The 18,206-nt window shown below is 70.7% G+C and carries 15 protein-coding genes and 1 pseudogene; 9 read left to right on the forward strand and 7 right to left on the reverse strand.

The window, feature by feature from the left end; all coding sequences use genetic code 11:
* Positions 1 to 70 precede the first annotated feature (70 nt).
* Positions 71 to 451 (forward strand): winged helix-turn-helix transcriptional regulator, encoded by a 381-nt coding sequence (locus tag ACH4XV_RS29615; protein WP_395795016.1) that lies wholly within the window; start codon positions 71 to 73, stop codon positions 449 to 451.
* 73 nt (positions 452 to 524) lie between these two features.
* Here ACH4XV_RS29615 and ACH4XV_RS29620 read toward each other — a convergent pair whose 3' ends face one another.
* Entirely contained in the window at positions 525 to 1,262 is a 738-nt protein-coding gene (locus ACH4XV_RS29620; protein WP_395795018.1) for a S1 family peptidase, read from the reverse strand.
* Between the two features lie 263 nt (positions 1,263 to 1,525).
* Between ACH4XV_RS29620 and ACH4XV_RS29625 the strand changes: the two genes are divergently transcribed.
* Positions 1,526 to 2,251, forward strand: a complete 726-nt coding sequence (locus ACH4XV_RS29625) for a DUF3152 domain-containing protein (RefSeq protein WP_395795020.1) — start codon at positions 1,526 to 1,528, stop codon at positions 2,249 to 2,251.
* Between the two features lie 277 nt (positions 2,252 to 2,528).
* Positions 2,529 to 3,503, forward strand: coding sequence for a hypothetical protein (locus ACH4XV_RS29630; RefSeq protein ID WP_395795022.1), 975 nt, complete (start codon positions 2,529 to 2,531; stop codon positions 3,501 to 3,503).
* 49 nt (positions 3,504 to 3,552) lie between these two features.
* Here ACH4XV_RS29630 and ACH4XV_RS29635 read toward each other — a convergent pair whose 3' ends face one another.
* The 4 genes from ACH4XV_RS29635 to ACH4XV_RS29650 form a co-directional block, all read right to left on the reverse strand.
* Positions 3,553 to 4,155 carry a TIGR03086 family metal-binding protein gene (locus tag ACH4XV_RS29635; protein WP_395795024.1) on the reverse strand — a complete coding sequence of 201 codons (603 nt, stop codon included), beginning with the start codon at positions 4,153 to 4,155 and terminating at the stop codon, positions 3,553 to 3,555.
* Between the two features lie 53 nt (positions 4,156 to 4,208).
* Positions 4,209 to 6,188: a helix-turn-helix domain-containing protein gene (locus tag ACH4XV_RS29640; RefSeq protein WP_395795026.1), complete on the reverse strand. Its 1,980-nt coding sequence runs from the start codon at positions 6,186 to 6,188 to the stop codon at positions 4,209 to 4,211.
* A gap of 30 nt (positions 6,189 to 6,218) precedes the next feature.
* Entirely contained in the window at positions 6,219 to 7,013 is a 795-nt protein-coding gene (locus ACH4XV_RS29645; RefSeq protein ID WP_395795028.1) for a 3-hydroxybutyrate dehydrogenase, read from the reverse strand.
* A gap of 149 nt (positions 7,014 to 7,162) precedes the next feature.
* Entirely contained in the window at positions 7,163 to 8,476 is a 1,314-nt protein-coding gene (locus ACH4XV_RS29650; protein WP_395795030.1) for a tannase/feruloyl esterase family alpha/beta hydrolase, read from the reverse strand.
* 342 nt (positions 8,477 to 8,818) lie between these two features.
* Here ACH4XV_RS29650 and ACH4XV_RS29655 point away from each other — a divergent pair, with 342 nt between their 5' ends.
* The 3 genes from ACH4XV_RS29655 (at position 8,819) to ACH4XV_RS29665 (ending at position 12,775) form a co-directional block, all read left to right on the forward strand.
* Positions 8,819 to 10,081, forward strand: coding sequence for an esterase/lipase family protein (locus ACH4XV_RS29655; protein WP_395795032.1), 1,263 nt, complete (start codon positions 8,819 to 8,821; stop codon positions 10,079 to 10,081).
* 11 nt (positions 10,082 to 10,092) lie between these two features.
* Positions 10,093 to 11,154, forward strand: a complete 1,062-nt coding sequence (locus ACH4XV_RS29660; RefSeq protein WP_395795034.1) for an alpha/beta fold hydrolase — start codon at positions 10,093 to 10,095, stop codon at positions 11,152 to 11,154.
* 226 nt (positions 11,155 to 11,380) lie between these two features.
* A complete protein-coding gene (locus tag ACH4XV_RS29665; RefSeq protein WP_395795036.1) occupies positions 11,381 to 12,775 on the forward strand; it encodes a hypothetical protein in 1,395 nt (464 codons plus the stop codon).
* A 69-nt stretch (positions 12,776 to 12,844) separates the two neighbouring features.
* Here ACH4XV_RS29665 and ACH4XV_RS29670 read toward each other — a convergent pair whose 3' ends face one another.
* Both ACH4XV_RS29670 and ACH4XV_RS29675 read right to left on the reverse strand, forming a co-directional pair.
* Positions 12,845 to 13,822, reverse strand: coding sequence for a glutamate ABC transporter substrate-binding protein (locus tag ACH4XV_RS29670; RefSeq protein ID WP_395795038.1), 978 nt, complete (start codon positions 13,820 to 13,822; stop codon positions 12,845 to 12,847).
* A 208-nt stretch (positions 13,823 to 14,030) separates the two neighbouring features.
* Positions 14,031 to 14,318, reverse strand: coding sequence for a hypothetical protein (locus ACH4XV_RS29675; protein WP_395795040.1), 288 nt, complete (start codon positions 14,316 to 14,318; stop codon positions 14,031 to 14,033).
* Positions 14,319 to 14,491: 173 nt separating this feature from the next.
* Here ACH4XV_RS29675 and ACH4XV_RS29680 point away from each other — a divergent pair, with 173 nt between their 5' ends.
* From ACH4XV_RS29680 to ACH4XV_RS29690, 3 genes and pseudogenes are all read left to right on the forward strand, one after another.
* Positions 14,492 to 15,433 (forward strand): YihY/virulence factor BrkB family protein, encoded by a 942-nt coding sequence (locus ACH4XV_RS29680; protein WP_395795042.1) that lies wholly within the window; start codon positions 14,492 to 14,494, stop codon positions 15,431 to 15,433.
* Between the two features lie 238 nt (positions 15,434 to 15,671).
* Positions 15,672 to 17,207: pseudogene (locus ACH4XV_RS29685) on the forward strand (M4 family metallopeptidase); the annotation flags it as partial.
* A gap of 325 nt (positions 17,208 to 17,532) precedes the next feature.
* Complete coding sequence (locus ACH4XV_RS29690) at positions 17,533 to 18,204, forward strand: FadR/GntR family transcriptional regulator (RefSeq protein ID WP_395795044.1); 672 nt, start codon at positions 17,533 to 17,535, stop codon at positions 18,202 to 18,204.
* The last annotated feature ends 2 nt before the right edge of the window (positions 18,205 to 18,206 follow it).

Raw genomic sequence — 18,206 nt, forward strand, 5'->3', positions numbered from 1 at the left:
CTCCTGATGTGAGGAACGGGGAGAGATCCAGGCTAGGTTTTTGACGGGTACCGGCAGGTACCTTGGGGCCATGAGCGGATTCGGTGCCGGCGATCCCTTCCTCGCCGACTGTCCGGGACGGCTGGCGGTCGAGTTGATCGCCGACAAGTGGACGGTGGTCGTGCTCTACGGCCTGAGCAGGGGCCCGGTGCGTCATGGGGAGTTGGTCGGGCTGATCGGCGGGATCTCCCGCAAGGTGCTCACCCAGACGCTCCGGCGGCTCCAGGCACACGGGCTCGTTCGTCGCCACGCCTATGCCGAGGTGCCGCCGCGGGTCGAGTACGAACTCACCCCGCTCGGGGCGACGCTGATCGATCCGATCCACATGCTGACCGAGTGGGCCAGGGAGCACGGCGACGCGGTGCTCGACGCGCTCGACGCCGAGCCCGAACCCGTCGCCCACGGCGACTGAGGCCCCGTCGGAGCGTGGCTTCGGGTCAGTCGGGGGAGGCGGGTTCGGGGGCGGAGCGACGGCTACTACTCGGTCAGACGCCCGCGACGGACTGGATCCATGTGCGGTACGCGGTCACGTTCGTGTACGCGGTGGTGCTCTGTCGGTCGCTGGTGGAGGCGACGCCGACCTGAATGCCGTTCGCGTTCATCGGACCACCCGAATCGCCGCCCGCGGTGATGCCGTTGCCGTAACCGGCGCAGATCGCCGAGCCGTTGTACGCGTCGCGGCAACCGCCGGTGACCGTCACGTTGGCGACTTTCAGGAACTGCGACTGGCAGTTGATCTCCTGGCCGCACCGGGACGTCGCGCCCCAGCCGTAGACCTGGACGCTCTGACCCACCGTCACCGATCCGGGCTGGCCCAGCCGGGAGTAGGTCGCCGAGACGGAGCGGTCCAGGCGTACCAGAGCCAGGTCCGCCGACGGATTGGTATAGGTCTGGGCGCCGTTGGCCACGGTGCCGCCGGAACTCTGGTCGAGGCTGCCGATCCGGAACGTCAACTGCCCACCGCTGACGCAGTGTTTGGCGGTCAGGATCCAGGTGGGGGCGATGATGGTCGAGGTACAGGTCTGCCTGCCGGCGGAGAACAGGCGGGCCGCCCATGGGGCGTTCTGCGCGTATCCGCCACCGATGATCGGCCGGGGACCTTCGGCCGCCGGGTTCTCGTTGGAAACCTCGACGGGAGCGGGGGAGGCGGTGGCGGTGGCGCCGAGGGTGAGCACCATGAGCAATGCGGCCAAGAGGGCGGGGACGATCCTGGTTATTCGCAAAGTTCCTCGTTTCCGACGACACGCGATATCTCACGCGTGGGGTACAGGGGATACCAGGATCCCCAAGGTCGGATTCCACGGGTAATAGCAATCTCCCCTTTTGGTGATGTTATGGCCAGGAAAAGAATCGCGCCGGTGTCGGCCGGAGTTCCGTCGATCCGGTCGTTGTGGCTTCGGTCATGGCGTCCTTCGACGTGGATGCGGATGATCCTGTGGAGCGCGATGTCCGTGCTCACCACGACAGACGGGAAGCCCGACCCATCGTGAACCCGGCCCTCAAGTCGATCCTCGCCGCCCTCCTGGCGTCCGGCCTGCTCCTGGCGACGGCCGGCTGCCGACTCTCGGACAAAAAAGACGACAAGGATGAGAAGTACGTCACCGGCGCCGCGGATACCCGCCCGTACGAGGAGTGGCTCGCGGCACGCTCGGAGATACCGGCCGACCTCGCGCTCTCGGGACGGTTCCGTACCGTTCCGGGCCACGACGAGGCCAGGGGCGGGACTCGCGTACTGCGCTATCGCATACAGATCGAGGAGGGCCTGTCGATCGACGCCACATACTTCGCGCGCGCCGTGCACGAGACGCTCAACGACACGCGCAGTTGGGGAGGCGACGGGACCATCGCCCTGGAACGGGTGGGTTCGGGCGACTCCGACTTCGTCGTGACCCTCGCCAGTACCGGAACCGTCAACACGTGGTGCGCCAAGGACGGCCTGGACACCGGCGAACAACGCGTCTCGTGCAACGTCGCCTCCACCCGGCGGGTGATGATCAACGCGTGGCGGTGGGCGACGGGATCCACGACGTACGGCGACGACCTGGCGAACTACCGACGCATGCTGATCAACCACGAAGTCGGCCATCGCCTCGGTCACATGCACGAGACGTGTGACCGGTCGGGCGCCCCCGCGCCGGTGATGATGCAGCAGACGTTGACCCTCGTCACCGGCAGCGCCACGTGCTCGCCCAACCCGTGGCCCCGCCCATGAGCCGAATCGGGTGATTCATCCATCCGGAACGGCCTGCTTCCCGTTGCGCAGGCCCCGAGATTGTCGGCCCCACCCTCGCAGTCTCGCCACCTGAACCCCTAGGCAACGGCGCGACACGAGCGGAAAATTATCGGCGGGGTTGGTCAGCCCCACCGGGGAGCCGCACCCGTGGTGAACCGGATTTCGGGGCCTGTCGTTTCGACAGCGTCGTCGAAGCGTGGACAGGCTCCGAGCACTCGGCCGGGCAATGGCCCGAGCCTCATACTCGGAGGAACAGGTGACCGTCACTCATCACGGTGACAGGCTCAATGGCGAGTCTGTCACGATCGCGACATCCACCACACGGATCGCCTCGTGGCTGGAGGACATCGCGACGGTGGACCGGATCCACCACTACCTGGACGCGCAACTTCGGAACCGCACGACGGATCCGGGCGCCAGATCGTTGCGTGCGATGCGCCTGCACAACGACGAGGCGCAGGCCTCGATCCTCGCGGCCGTACGCGCCGGCGCCGCCGGTGACGCCGGTGTCACCGCCGGCGGTGTCACCGACCCGACGGGTGCCGCGCTCGCGCAGGAGGTGGGTGAGCACGCGTCGCGCTGGACGCACGCGCTGGCTCGCCTGATCGAGCACCCGGGATGGTTCGACCACCTCTGCGACGCACTGATCGCCACCCACCAGGTGGTACGGGTCGGCCCCGCCAAACCCTGCGGTCGCTGCGGGAACGACGGCGAGCGTGTGGTGTACACCAGCCTGTACCCGGGCGTCATGGACCGGGTCACCGTGTCCTGCGAGCCGTGTGGCCGAACCGCCCATAACCCGTACGGCGAACCCGGCCCCGAGATCGACGTCCGCCTGGTCGCCCGTTCGGGCTCCGCCGTCCTGGAGATCGCGACGGCCGCGGACCCGCGAGCCGTGGCCCCGACGGCGATGCACCTCCGGTTCGCTCCCGGTGACGTGGAGGGCGGCCCGGTGAAGCCGTCGCCCGGGGAGCACTTCCGGTTGGAACCGGGCGGACGTTCGACCACGACCATGGAAGTGCCCGACGCCGTGGGGGTGGGCGCCCGGCTCGAAGTCCTGTGCGTCAACGGTTTTCAGGTCTCGACCCGGAGCTTCGCGCTCCCCGGCCCGGCCGCGATCCCCCGCCCCCGTGCCACGATGTCCCGCCGCCGAGACGCCCGCAAGGTCGCGCCGAAGCGCGGTGCGGCGGCCACCGACCCGGCGGTCGCCGCCGTCTCGTCGAAGGTCTGACACCCGCCCCGCAGCCCTGACTCCCGTCCCCGCGCAGCGGCGGTGGGAGTCAGGGCGTGCGGCCGATGAAGGCGAGCAGGCGGGTTTGTGCGTCGGCGTCCTCCGGGACCTCGACCCGGGGGCCGTAGTGGCCGCTGCCGCGCAGGACTTCGTCGAGCGGCAACATCCCTTCCAGGAGCCGGGCGCACGTGGCCTGGTCCAGCCGCTCGTCCTGGCCGGTCGCCCGGGCCAGGTCCCAGGTGTGCATGAAGACGTCGACCGTATAGAACCGGTCGATCGCCTCGCCCAGCGGCAGCTCCCCGATATTCGGGTTCACCAACATCTTGCCGGTGGTGGCGGGGTCGTCGAGGACGGCCTGCACCGCCTCGGTATGCACGGCCCAGGCGGCCTCCGGGTCGTCGTCCACCGGCGGCCCCTTCGGCAGTTCGATCCCGGCGCCCGATCGGAGAAACGCCGGGAACCACTCGACCAGATGGCGCACCACGTCCCGGGCGGTCCACCCCTCGCACGGTGCCGGGTTGTCCCACGCGGCGGCCGGTACGCCGTGTACCCGCTCGGTGAACACGCCCGCGACGCGGCGGTGTTCGTCCGCGGCGGCGGTTTCGTGCGGCAAGGCCGTCTCGTCGTGGTGCGGGTCGTTCGTGGCAGTCATGCTGCCGCCTCCTCGGTGCGGGATAGGAAAGGGCGTCGCGCGCCCACCTCACATCACCGGCCCGGGGGCGGGGGAGCGCAGCTCTCGGCGACGACCGTCGGCGGGCGTTCGGTGAGTTGGTGCAGGCGCAGGGCGAGTTGCAGTTCGAGTGCCTGCTGCGGCCCGTTCCAGTCCGGGCCCAGGAGGGCCTCGACGCGGTCCAGGCGTTGTACGACCGTGTTGACGTGGATGTGCAGTTCGTCCTTGGCGCGGGTCAGGCTGCCGCCGCACGCGAAGTAGACCCGGAGCGTGCGCACCAGCTCGGTGCCGCGCCGCGCGTCGTAGGCCAGTAGCGGGCCCAACGCGTCGCCGACGAAGGCGTCGACGTCCTGCCGGCCGCCGAGTACGACGCCCAGGAACCCCAGCTCCGCGGCGCAGGCGCCGTCGCCGGAGCGGCCCAGCACGATCAGGGCGCGCAGGCAGCGGGCCGCCTCGGCGTGGGCCGCGGCGATGCCGCGCGCACCGACGGCGGGACCCGCCGCGGCGACGGTGACCGGCGCTCCGATGCGTACCCCGAGCCGGCTCGCGGCGCGTCGGGCCGCCTCGCCGGGCGGCGTGCCGTCGTCCGGCAGGAGCAACACCGTGGACCCGGCGTGCTGCGCGGTCACGCCGCCGCCCGCGAACAGGTATTGCCGGGCGCGCGCCGCGAGGCGCTCCCGGCCCGACGTCGCGGTGTCGGCGACGAGGATCAGGTGGGCGCGGTCGAGGTCGATCCCGGAACGCCGCGCCCGGGCAGACAGGGACGCGGGATCGCGGTCGGGCTCGGTCAGCAGGTCGGCCAGCAATTCGCCGCGGACCCGGTTCTCGGTTTCCGCGACCGAGCGGCGCAGCAGGAGCAGGAGCGCGGCCACGACGCCGGCCCGCTCGAAGACGTGCCGGTCGGCGTCGTCGAGCTCGGCGCGATGCAGCACCAGGCTGCCGAGCGCCTCGGGCCCGGCCAGGACGGCGCACACCCATCCGCCGTGCCACGCCACCGCGCGGCCGAGCGCGTGCGACTCCTCGGCGGCGCGGACCAGTTCGGCGCCGCCGAGCGGGGTGGAGCCGTCGTCCGTCATGGTGCCGGTCAGATCCAGGCCGGCCGTGTCGTGGATGGCGACCTCCCCGCCGAGGAGTTCGGCGACCGCCGCGGCCACGTCCGGCAGGTCGCCGCCGCGCAGCACCAGGTCGGTGAGTTTGTCGTGCGCCTCCTCGGCGCGCTGCACCGCGTTGGCGTGGGCCCGGATCACGGTGTTCGCCTCGGCCAGTTCCGCGAGCGCCGCCCGGGTGTCGGCCATGGCGCGCGCGGTGTCGATGGCGATGGCGGCGTGGGTGGCCAGCGAGCTCATCAGCGCCACTTCGTCGCCGCCGAACGTGCGCGGCGCCCGGTCGGCCGCCATCAGGACACCGACGACCTTGCCTCCGTCCCCGCGCGTGGAACCCAGCAGGAGGGGCACGCCGAGGATGGCGACCAGTCCCTCGTCGAGCACCCCCTCGTCGACCCGGTCGACGTGCCGGAAGCGGGTGTCCGTGCGGTAGTCGGGGGTCGCGTACGGCCGCGCGGTCTGTGCGACGAGGCCGCCGAGGCCGTCCCCGAGCCCCAGGCGCAGGGCCTGGAAGATCGGGGAGACCGATCCGTCGGTCACCCGCATGTAGGTGTCGCCGGCCTCCTCGTCGGGCAGGGTGAGGTACGCGGTGTCGGTGCCCAGCAACATCCGCGCCCGTCGCACGATCGAGCGCAGCACCGAGTCCAGGTCACGCAGCGCCGCCAGGTCGCTCGCGGTGTCGAACAGCGCGGTCAACTCCCTTTCCCGGCGCCGGTGTTCGCGCAGCGTGCCGCGGATGCGCAGGGCCTTCGCCGTGGCGTCGTCGAGGTCCGCGAGATCGTCGGGCGCGGCACCGGCCGCGCGGGCCTGCGCGGCCAGGGCCCGGAAGTCCTCGGCGGGTGCGTCCGCGGAGAGGAGGTCGAGGAGATCCCGGGTGAACCGCGCGGGTCGCCTCGGGTGTTGCTCTGCCATGGTGGTTCGTCCGTCCGTTCGCTGTGCGAGTCAGTGTGCGGTCCAGCCGCCGTCCAGGACGAACGAGGTTCCGGTGACGTGGCGGGCGTGCGGTCCGCTCAGGTACAGGGCCGCCGCGGCGACCTCCTCGGGCTCGATCAGCCGTTTGATCGCCGTGCGTTCCAGCAGGATGTCGCGGACGACGTCGTCGGCGGGGATCCCGTGCGCGGCGGCCTGGGCGGCGATCTGGCCCTCGATCAGTGGCGTGCGGACGTAGCCGGGGCAGACGCAATTGCTGGTCACCCCGTGCGGGGCGCCTTCCAGGGCGGCGACCTTGCTGAGCCCCTCCAGGGCGTGCTTGGCGCTCACATACGCCGACTTGAACGCGCTCGCCCGCAGACCGTGCACCGAGGAGATGTTGACGATGCGCCCCCAGCTCTGCGCGTACATGTGCGGCAGGACGCGGCGCATGATGCGAAAGGGCGCCTCCACCATCACCTTGTGGATGAGGGCGAACCGTTCGAGGGGGAACTCCTGGATCGGGGCCACGTGTTGCAGGCCGGCGTTGTTGACCACGATGTCGACCCGGGTCGGCAGCGCGTCCACGGCGTCCGGGTCGGCCAGATCGGTCCCGTGCGCGGTGCCGCCGATCTCCTCGGCGACCGCTTCGGCCGCGTCGACCGCGATGTCCACGACGTGCACGTGTGCGCCGGCGGCGGCGAACGCGAGGGCGCAGGCGCGTCCGATCCCGCTCGCCGCCCCGGTCACCAACACGACGCGTCCGGCGAGGAAGGGGTCGTCGGGGGGAGTGGGCGAGTGGTCGCCGGTGATCGTACTGGTTGCCATGGCCATATCGTAGGAACGGCGAGCATGCGGGCACATGGAGCCCGTCGCCATAGTCGCGGGGTGTGCCGTGGGCCGAGCCGCCATATCGGGCCTGCGGGTGCGGCGGTGTCGCCGGGCGCGTGTCGAGCGGCTGAGACCCCGGCCGCGGGTCACCACGTGCCGATGTCGCCGTCGTCGACGTCGTCGTTCCAGGCCACCGTGCGGTTCGACGGCGGGTTCGTGCCGTGCTCGACCCAGTCTTCGAGGGCCTTGAACACGGTGCGGTACGCGGGCAGGAGCGGACGCAGCCGAGTGGGGAAGAGGTCGCAGAACCCGTCGACGTGGTTGCCGCCCTCGATGCGGTACTGGCGGTGCAGCCGGCCGCGACCGGCGGCGGCGACGAGGTCGGCGTAGCGGTCGGAGTGCAGCGTGATGGGCAGGAACGCGTCGAGGGTCCCGTGCAGGGAGAGCAGCGGCTTGCCGATCGCCCCGGTGAGCGCGACCCGGGCGACGGCCTCGTGTACGGCGCGGGGGCGGTTCGGGTAGTCGTAGTCGGCGTCGCCGCCCGCCTCGCCGGGGCCGGCGAAGGGGACTCCGGCGGGCGGCAGACCCGGGCCGGGGTGGTGCGGGTCGAAGACGGCCCGGTAGGTGCGTTGGGTGACATCCCAGTAGGTCCGGTGGTGAATGTCCCAGAGGAACTCCGAGCCGGCCGGCAGCCCCGCGTCGATCAGCCGTGCCGCCGCCTCCGGATCACCGCTGTCCCGGTAGTGCGGATAGTGGGCCAGGGCCGTCGGCAGATAGGTGAACAGGTTGGGACCTTCGGCCGACCACAGCGGGCCCTCCCAGTCCACGCCGCCGTCGTACAGGTCCGGGTGCCGCTCCAGCTGAGCGCGTGTCAGGTAGCCGCCGTTGGAGATCCCGGTGACGTAGGTGCGGTGCGCCTCCGCGCCGTAGTGGCGGCGCACCACCACGCGTGCGGCGACGGCGAGTTCGTACAGGCGCCGGGACCAGTCGACGAGCGCGTCGCCGGGGCGGCGCCCCGCGGTGTGGAAGTCGGGGCCGGAGTTGCCCTTGTCGGTGGCCGCGTAGGCATAGCCTGCGGCGAGCGCACCGTCGGCGATGATGCGGTCGGTGGCGTATTGGCGGCGGACCCCCGGGGCGGCGGTGACGACGAGTTTGCCGTTCCAGTCGTCGGGGAGGCGCAGTACGAACTGCGCGTCGTGGTACCAGTTGTGATGCGGGTTCAGCCGGGTTTCGGCGGGGAAGCAGCCGTCGATCTGCAGCCCCGGGACCGCACGTTCGGGCCGTGGGGTGCCGGACGCGTGCAGGTTTTCCCAGTCCGCGAGGACGGTGTGGCCCGTGACGGCGGTGCCGGTGGTGGTCAAATCCACGAGGCGCACGGCCTGTTGGCGTTCGGCTCCCGGCACGCGGACCGTCGGGCCGGTGTCGACGCGCATGGCGCCGCCTTCCGTGGTGTTCGCCATCGCCGGCTCCTTCGGAGAGTGGTGGGTACGCCCGTACCGCGCGGGAGCGCCGTGCGTCCGCACGACGGTACGGCCGTACCCGGACCTCGTCCATGGCGGCCGGCCCCACACACCGCCACCCGGGCATGGTCGCGGAGCACACCGGCCGCCGCCTCGACCGCCGGCGAACGGCGATTCCACCGGCGTACGCGCCGACACGTCGCTCGGTCGACCCCGGACCAGGGGTGTGACCCACACCTCCGGCCGCTCGTCGTGTGGGTCGTCCTCATGGGCCCGGCCCGCGTGTGCCGCCTACCGTGTCGGGGCGGGCCGCTCCGGGCCCGCCGGGCGGAGGAGTTGACGATGGTGCGGAAGTCGGGCGGCTGGATCCTCGCGGTACTGCTGGCGCTGCTGACCGGGCTCGTCGGAGCGCCGGCCGCCTCGGCCGCGGCGCCGGCGTACCTCACGATGGAGGCGAGCTACAACTCGCCGGCCAACGGCTGGGAGCGCGTCGAGCGTTATCTCGACACCACCGCCGGTTTCCACCAGGAGCAGTACCCGCCGGACGGTCGCGGTGACCAGGACGGTCAGCGCCTGACCTTCTTCGGCGGGGTGAAGCAGCCGTATTCCGGGCGCTTCCTGCTCTACTCCGCGCCCGGCTGGAACAGCGGCGCACACCAGGTGCCGGTGCTGCTGGTGCACGGCGCCAACGACAACCCGGACCGGGCCTGGGCCAACCCGGGCGAGTCGGGCGGTTACGGCTGCGGGACGGCGTCCTGCCCGAACACCGGCCTGATGCAGTACCTCTCCACGCGGGGATACCGGGTCTTCGCCATCGGCTTCGCGCACAAGCAGGGCGACAACCTGATGCAGGCTCAGGAGGTGGGCGACGCGGTCGCGTTGATCCGAGCCCGGCTGGGCGTCCCCCAGGTGGATCTGGTCGGCTGGAGCAAGGGCGAGATGTCCACCCGGGCGTACGTCTCCTCGGTCAAGCCCTCCTGGGGTCGGTCGTACGCCGGCGACGTCCGGCGGCTGGTCACCCTGGGCGGCCCCAACGGCGGCTACGACTACCCCTTCGCGCATGGCTGGGCGCACGACTTCAGCATCTGGCCGGAGTGCGGCGGCAAGGTCAACGCGCCCTCGCCGCACCTGCGCATGACGTGCTACGGGACGTATCAGGCGCACCCGGAGTACGCGTTCACCCCGACCGGCGGCTACGACGACTACCCGGGGCAGCGGCAGATGTTGGCCCGCTGGGACGGTACGTACGGGGTCGACCAGAGCCAACAGGACTGGTACACCACGTATTACGGCGGCCAGGGGTTCTACACCGACGGCACCGGCATCCAACCCGCCATCGCCGCGGGCTCGTTGATCACACCGCTGCACCAGGCCGGCATCCCCGCCCAGGTCCGCACCTTCCTGCTGGCCGGCGGTACACCGAGCATCCTCGGCATCTTCAACGAGAACCGAGGGCCCAGCGACGGCGTGGTCTTCGTCTCCAGTGCCCTGGACACCACCGGAGTCGGTACGGTCGGCGGGACCGCGCTGGTCGCCGGCGCCAATCACCTCGAACTCGGCTGGAACACCACGGTCGCGGCCAAGGTCGCCGGCTGGCTCGACTGAAGGAATCAAGGATGCTGCTGCCCACCATCGCCGCCGGTCGGATCGCGACCTCCCGACTCACCGTCAACTGCCTCCAGATAGAGGGACGTTCCGGTGAGCCGGTGGTCTTCGTGCACGGCAACGTGTCATCCTCGCTCTTTTGGCGACAGGCGATGCTCGAACTGCCCGCGCGCTACCGGCCGATCGCGCTCGACCTGCGCGGTTTCGGCGACACCGACCCGCTGCCGGTGGACGCGACCCGCGGCCTGCGCGACTACAGCGACGATCTGAGCGCGCTGATCGAGGCGCTCGACCTGGGCCGGGTACACCTGGTCGGCTGGAGCCTGGGCGGAGGCGTGGTCCTGCAACAACTGCGGGACCACGCCGAGCGGTTGCGCTCGGTGACCCTGGTCAACCCGGTCTCGCCGTACGGCTTCGGCGGCACGCACGGGATCGACGGCCGGCTGAACAGCCCGGACGGCGCGGGCTCCGGCGGCGGCGCCGCGAACCCGGAGTTCGTCCGGTTGCTGGCGGCCGGCGAGACCGGCGGCGAGTCACCGCTGTCACCTCGCGCGGTGTTCGACGCGTGCTACGTCAATACGCCCGTGGAGCCGGCCGACACCTACGTCGCCTCGATGCTCACCACCCGGGTCGGCGACGACCACTACCCCGGCGACTCCCGTACCAGCGAGGCCTGGCCGGGCCTGGCTCCGGGCGACCGCGGCGTGCTCAACTGCCTCGCGCCGACGCACTTTCGGATCGACGACCTGGAACGCGCCGCGGCCAGGCCCCCGGTGTTGTGGCTGCGAGGCTCGGCCGACGTGATCGTCTCGGACACCTCGCTCTTCGACCTGGCTCACCTCGGCGCACTGGGCGCCGTCCCCGACTGGCCCGGCGCGGAGCACTGCCCGGCCCAGCCGATGATCGCCCAGACCCGCGCCGTCCTGGCCCGCTACGCGGCGGCCGGCGGCACGGTCCGAGAGGCGGTGATCGAGGACGCGGGCCACAGCGTGCACATCGAGCGCCCCAAGGAGTTCCTGACGGAACTGCTACGGGTGCTGCACGAGGCCGGCCCCGACACCCCGGCCGGGTAGCGCCCCGCGGGCAGCGTGCGGCCGCCGGGGACCCGGATGTCACATGTGTCCCCGGATCGTGCCGTTCCGGTAACAGGGGCCGGCGGGCGTGGTTGGTGGCTTTAGGGTCGTGATCACAAGCACGGCGCCGCCGTCGGGTACCCGGCACCAGGGGGGTTACGGGTACCCGCGTCACATACACGGCGGCGTCGTGGTCCGCGACAGACACCGAACTGGGGGGTTCACGGTGCGTATCACCATGCCGCGTCGCGCGGCGAGCAAAGTTGTTGTACCGCTGACCGCACTCGCGCTCTTCGGCCTCACGGCCTGCGAGAAGTCGGGCGGCGACGCCAAGGAGAAGCCGTCCGGGTCCGCCTCGGCATCCGCCGACAGCGGCAAGGGGGACCAGAACGCGACCCCGGCGACTGACCGGCAGCTGTCCGCGGTCCTCATCGACGGCAAGGACATCCCCGCCGGATACGGCGGCGGCAAGGTGTCGAACGAACGGTCACCGGACAAGCCCGGCCAGGTGGTCAGCCCCGCGGAATGCGTGGCGCTCGGCAGCGGCGGCACGTCGCACCCGGTCGGCCACGCCGAGCGGTCGTACGCCATCGCTCCGGCGGACCCGGAGTCGGACGACTCGGTGCGGGTGAGCCTGTCCAGCGCGCCGCGCGACGTGCTGCGGAAGCAACTCGACGACGGCATCAAGGCGCTGAGTTCCTGCGCGCACTACACACTCACCGAAGGCGGCGACGTCACGACCTTCGCCGTGACCGACGTCAAGGTCGGCGTGCGGGGCAAGGACAGCGTCTCGTACAAGGTCGCCGTCTCCGGCAACGGCCGGCTGCTCGGCACCGCCGTCAACACCCTGGTTCTCCAGGGCACCACCGGTCTCGCCGTCACGTCGTTCGCGACGCCGGGCAAGGGTGACCCCGCCGACACCGGCCCGTTCGTGAGCGCCCAGCTCTCCAGGCTCGACAAGATGCCTGCCGACACGGGGAGTTCCCCGTCCGAGCCGGCGCGGCCCACCGCCAAGCCGTCGGCCACGCGGAGCGCGGAGAGCAGAACGATCCCGACCGCCGACACACTGACGGCGGCGCTGCTCAACGCGCAGGAGATTCCGGCGGAGTACTCGGCCGATGGCCCGGAACCCGCGACGCCCGAGGCCGCACCCCGACTGTCCGACCCGCGGCGTGCACCGTTGCTGGACACCTCACTGGACCAGCGCACCGCCGCAGTTCAGCAGAATTATCGCAAGACGACCCTCGACGCGACCGTACAACCCACCGAAGGTGTGATCACCGAACTGTCGAGCGGCCAACGCGCGGTGCTCAAGCGGGAGTTCGATGCCTACGTCGCGGCGCTCAAGGTCTGCTCGTCGTTCTCCGAGACCAACGACGACGGCACGGTCGACCGGTATACGATCACCGAGGTCTCCGTCGGGCGCAACGGCGCGGACACCGTGGCGTTCCGGATGCGCGACGACCACCCCACGGACGGACGCCTGTACGCCTACCTCGTGGTCGCCGTGAAGGGCAACGTCGCCATGCAGATGGCGTCGTTCGCACAGAGCGGCCCGGCCGAGGTGCCGTCCGCGATGATCACCGGCCAGCTGTCCAAGGTGGCCGAGATCGCGGGCTGACGACCTGTCATGTGAGGCGAGGATGCCCGGGCGGCGGGCCACGAGGTGGTCGACCTCGTGGCCCGCCGCTCAGTCCACATAGCGGGCGGGGGGTGGGGTTGCGGTGGGGTCGGAGAGGTTCGCGGCCAGCCACTTTCGGTAGGAGGCCATCCATGGGCTGTTCGGGCCGCCTGCGCGGTAGTTCTCCAGGATTGCGTTGACCCGGCGGACGAGGTCGGTGTCGTTGAGATTCATCGCGACGCCGTACAACGTTTCGTCCAGGCGTGGTTCCAATACACGGATCATCGGGTCCTGTGCGGCGAGTCCCGCGGCGAGTGAACCGTGTGTGAGGATCGCGTCGGTCTGACCCTCCTGTAGGCGCACCAGGCAGTCGAGATGGTTGTCGGCGAGGTCGACGATCGCGCCCAGGTTCGCCTGTGCCAGTACGTCCACGGCCGTGGTGCCCGCGCCCACGCACACCCGCCGTCCGCGAAGCGACGCGTCGAATGCCCGCACGGGCGATCCCTTGGGCACCACGAGCTGCTGGCCGCTGCGGAAGTAGACGGTGGAGAAGGCCACTTCGGACTTGCGTTGACACGTGATGGTCATCGTCCGCACCATCACGTCGACGTCTTGGGCCCGGAGCCGCGGGACACGCTGGTCGGGGGACATGGTCACGAACCTGACCCGGGCGTTCGGACCCAGGATCCCGCGGGCGATGGCCCACACGATGTCGATGTCGAACCCGACGACCTCGCCCGTCGCCGGGTCGACGGACCCCCACAGGTAACTGTTGAGGTCGATGCCCGCGACCAGGAGTCCGTTCTGCCGGATCCGGGTGATCGCCGGCCCGTCGTCGGCGTTCGTCGGCCGCAGACTGGCCCACGGATCGCACGCGGGCGGCGGCGCGGCCGGCGGCGTGGCGGGCGGTGTCGCCGCCGGCGCTCCGACGACCGCCGCGGGTAACGGGCGCCGCGTGGGCGGGGAACCACCGCATCCGACCGCCAGACCCATGAGCACGACCACCACCAGACATCCGGCCGCCACTCTCACCGGTTGTATGCGCATCGCCCGCCACGTCCTCTCCGTACGGCGCCTGTCGGAGGCGCCGCGCGCACGATCCGCACCCGACCCCCGATTCGATCGACACCATCGTTGCGTTCCGGGAGGAGGCAGGTGTGGGTATCTCCCCATGCGGCCGGCCGGCTCACGGCCGATGCCCGGTTTATGGCGACATGGCGATTCGGCCGGGCCTCCGGCCCGAGGTTCGGCAGATTCAGCCGGGCCGGCTCGCCTGCGGAGTGGGCCGCTCGGGCCGCGCGTTGTAGCCGGCGATGTCGCAGTGCAGCGGGCCCCACAGGCCCGGCTTGCCGAGTTCGCGGAAGTTGACGTCGACGTCGGTGGCGGGTCGGCCGCCCGGAATGCGGGCGTTGGCCGCGGTGCAGGTGAGTTGGTGGATCGCGTCCACCGGCACGCGCCCGGCGTCGAGGGGCAGCGTGAGCGTGACGCTGCCGCCCCCGGTGTCGACATCGACCCGGCCGGCCACCTCCCGCAAAAACCCCACCCAGAGGCCTCGTCATCGTTTCATCACACTCCGTGAGAGAAACGGTCATCCATCACGACCGACATCGCGGTGGCTGTCGGTGTCGATCTGCTCGCGACGTTGGCGGGGGCGGGGGTGATCCTAAACTCTTCGGTTTTTGTGCTGTATTCGTGGTCGTCGGGCAGAAGTCGGCCATGGGCACAGCGATGCGGGTTCCGGAGACGCGGGACATGAAGGGTGAGGAGTTGTCGGCCGACGAGGCGTGGGCGACGTTGCGTCGGTACGGCGGGTGGACGCTGGTCAAGAACGCGTTCATTCGGTTTCGGTACGCGGACGGGTTCACGCACTCGCGTGCGCTCGCGCTCCAGGCCGTGTTGTCGGTGCTGCCGTTCGCGATCGCCGTCGTCGGTCTGTCCAGGGTCTTGCACACGGACACATTCGGCTTGTTCGTCTCGTCGGTCCTCGGTCGGCTGTCCACCGGCCCCAGTTCGGCCGTCGTGCAGGACACGCTGCGCGACGCGGGTGAGGGCAGCGCGGTCGCGCTCTCCCTGGGACTGCTGTTCGCGCTGGTCAACGTCACGACGGCGATGAGTCAGATCGAGCGGGGCGCCAACCGGATCTACGGCGTGGAACGCGACCGCCCGTTCGCGCGCAAGTACGGCCGCGCCGCGGTGATGACCGTCGTGGTGGGCATCCCGATCGGCCTCGGTGTACTGCTGACCGTGGCCGGCCGTGACATCGTCGGAGCGGCCGGCGACGTCTACGGTTGGAGCGACACCCAACAAACGTTGGGGAACACGATGCGCTGGCCGGTGGGCATCGCGCTCGCGCTGCTCTCGGCGTCCGCGGTGTTCCGGTGGTCGCCGCGCCGTCGCCAACCCGGGTTCACCTGGCTGGCGTTCGGGGCGGCGGTGTACGTGGCGTTGTGGGTGCTGCTGACGTGGCTGCTGGGCCTGTACGTCCGCTTCAGCAGCTCGTTCGACTCGGTGTACGGCCCCCTCAGCGCGTTCGTGTCGTTGATCCTGTGGGCCTACCTGACCTCGATCGCGCTGTTCCTGGGCCTGGCCTTCGCCGCACAACTGGAAGCGGTCCGCGCCCACCTCCCCGAACCCATAAAGCCCGATCCCGGAGCCTGACGCCGGCGGGCGCCCCGGCCAAATCGTCTTCGTGGGTGGGTGGTTGGGGAGGGTGTGGGGTTTTTGACAGATTGTGCCGTGCCGCTTGCGTTTCATTGACGGTCGACTTGTGACTGTGTGAGCGTTTCGTTCGCTCGGGCACGAACCCGGCGCACCTGATGGTCGGTTCCGTTCACCTCGCGGGGCCGGCGCGAGTCGGACTCGTGGTCGAGGCCTGTCCTCCATCCAAGGAGCCTCGATGAAACGCAGCACGGTGACGGTCGGGTCGGTCCTGGCCCTACTCGCCGGCCTCGTGGTCGGTACCTCCCAGTCGAACGCGGCGACGCCTTTGCCCGCACCCGGATTGGCGGCGGCCGTGTCCGCCGCCGACCGGGCCGCGGCGAGCGGCCTGGACGTCCTGGCCAAGGGCCCCGACGAGAGTTACGTGCGGCAGCAGGTCACCCCGTGGGTCGACAACCTGTACTCCGTGGCCTACGAGCGCACCTACCGCGGGCTGCCCGTGGTCGGTGGCAGCGCGGCGGTGCTGGCCGACGGCAACGGCACCGTCCGGGCCGCCCAGTCGGCCACCGATCAGCGGATCGACGTCCCCGTCAAGCCGACGGTCGGCAAGGACGCGGCCGAGAACGTCTCGCGTGCGCAACTCAGGGTCGTCGAGAAGGTCGACTCGCGACGCCTGGTCGTCCGGGTCCGGGAGGGTGGCGCGAACCTGGCCTGGGAGACCGTGCTGATCGGCAACACCGACACCGCGCCCAGCCGGCTGCACGTCTTCGTCGACGCCCGCTCGGGGCAGCTGCTCGACTCCTACGACGACGTCAAGGGCGGCACCGGCACCAGCCAGTGGAACGGCCCCAACCCGCTGACGATCACCACCAGCGGCAGCGCCGGCAACTACAAGATGACCGACCTGACCCGGCCCGGCCTGTCCTGCTCCGACTACAACGGCGGGGTGTTCACCAAGGCCACCGACACCTGGGGCAACGGCAACGCCGCGAGCAAGGAGACCGGCTGCGTGGACGCCCTGTGGGCCGCGCAGAAGGAATGGAACATGCTCCGCGACTGGCTCGGTCGCAACGGCCACAACGGCAACGGCGGAAGCTGGCCGGTACGCGTCGGGCTGCCCGCGGTCAACGCCTACTGGACCGGCTCGCAGATCCAGATCGGCCACAACCAGGGCAACCAGTGGATCGCGTCCATGGACGTCGTGGGTCACGAATTCGGGCACGGTATAGACCAGTTCACCCCCGGCGGCGCCGGCTCCGAGGCCGGCCTGGGTGAAGGCACCGGCGACATCTTCGGCGCGCTCACCGAGGCGTACACCAACGAGCCCTCGCCCTACGACCGCCCGGACTACCTGGTCGGCGAGACGGTCAACCTGGTCGGCAGCGGCCCGATCCGCAACATGTACAACCCCTCGCAGATCAGCAACAACCCGAACTGCTACAGCGCCTCGATCCCGGGCACCGAGACCCACGCGGCGGCCGGTCCGCTGAACCACTGGTTCTACCTGCTCGCCGAGGGCACGAACCCCGGTGGCGGCAAGCCCAGCAGCCCGACCTGCAACAACACGCAACTCACCGGCGCCGGAATCCAGACCGCGGGCAAGATCTTCTACGGCGGCATGTTGCTCAAGACGAGCGGCATGACCTACAAGAAGTACCGCACCGCGACCCTGAAGTCCGCCAAGGCGCTCGACTCCACCTGCGGCCTGTTCAACAAGACCAAGGCCGCCTGGGACGCGGTGAGCGTCCCGGCCCAGCCCGGTGACCCGACCTGCCCGTGATGCCGAACGCACCTCGATAGATCCGACGACAGGCGCCGGACGATAGGCACCCGACGCCAGGCACCCCACGTCCGTCCCCCCAGACGAGGCCGCGGCCCCCGCCGCGGCCTCGTTCGCCATGTCGGGCTCCGCGCGTCGGGCATCCGGCGCCGTCGCCGGGAGCTGTACCCGGAACGTCCCGGGAGATCGGATGGCTGAGGGCCCGCGGCTGCCGGGACGACGCCGCAGGCGGCTGATGGGTGGTGGTCCGACCAGTCTGTTTTCCGGTGCGCCCGGCCGTCATACTGGAAGTCATCGGATCTCTGGAAGGATCATCGGCATGGCTGTGACGGACGAGGCCATCGACAGGATCAAGGAGATGATCGTCTCCGGGGAGCTTCGGCCCGGCGACAAGCTTCCGAAAGAGGCGGACCTGGCCACCAAGCTGGGATTGTCGCGCAACTCGCTGCGCGAGGCGGTCAAGGCGTTGTCGCTGATCCAGATCCTGGACGTGCGCCAGGGCGACGGCACGTATGTGACGAGTCTGGAACCCGGCCTGTTGATGGGCGCGATCGCGTTCGTCGTGGACTTCCACCACGACAAGAGCGTGCTCGACTTCCTCCAGGTCAGACGGATCCTGGAACCCGCCGCGACCGCGCTCGCCGCGGCCCGGATCGACGCCGCGGGGATCGCCGAGCTGCGCGGCCTCGCTCAGGTCGACGAGCCGCAGCCGACCACCGAGCAACTGATCGAGCAGGATCTGCGCTTCCACCAGGCGATCGCGGGCTTCAGCGGCAATCCCGTGCTGTGCTCGCTGCTGGACTCGCTGTCCAGTCCCACGATGCGCGCCCGGCACTGGCGCGGCCTGACCCAGAGCGGTTCGTGGGAGCGTACGGTGCGCGAGCACCAAGCGATCGTGGACGCGCTGGAGAGCGGCGACGCGGAGGCCGCGCGGGCGTGGTCGACCGCGCACATCGCGGGCGTCGAGCAGTGGCTGCGCAAGGTGGCCTGAGG

The sequence above is a fragment of the Embleya sp. NPDC020630 genome (assembly GCF_044334985.1).
In the GTDB taxonomy this organism is placed as follows: Bacteria; Actinomycetota; Actinomycetes; order Streptomycetales; family Streptomycetaceae; genus Embleya.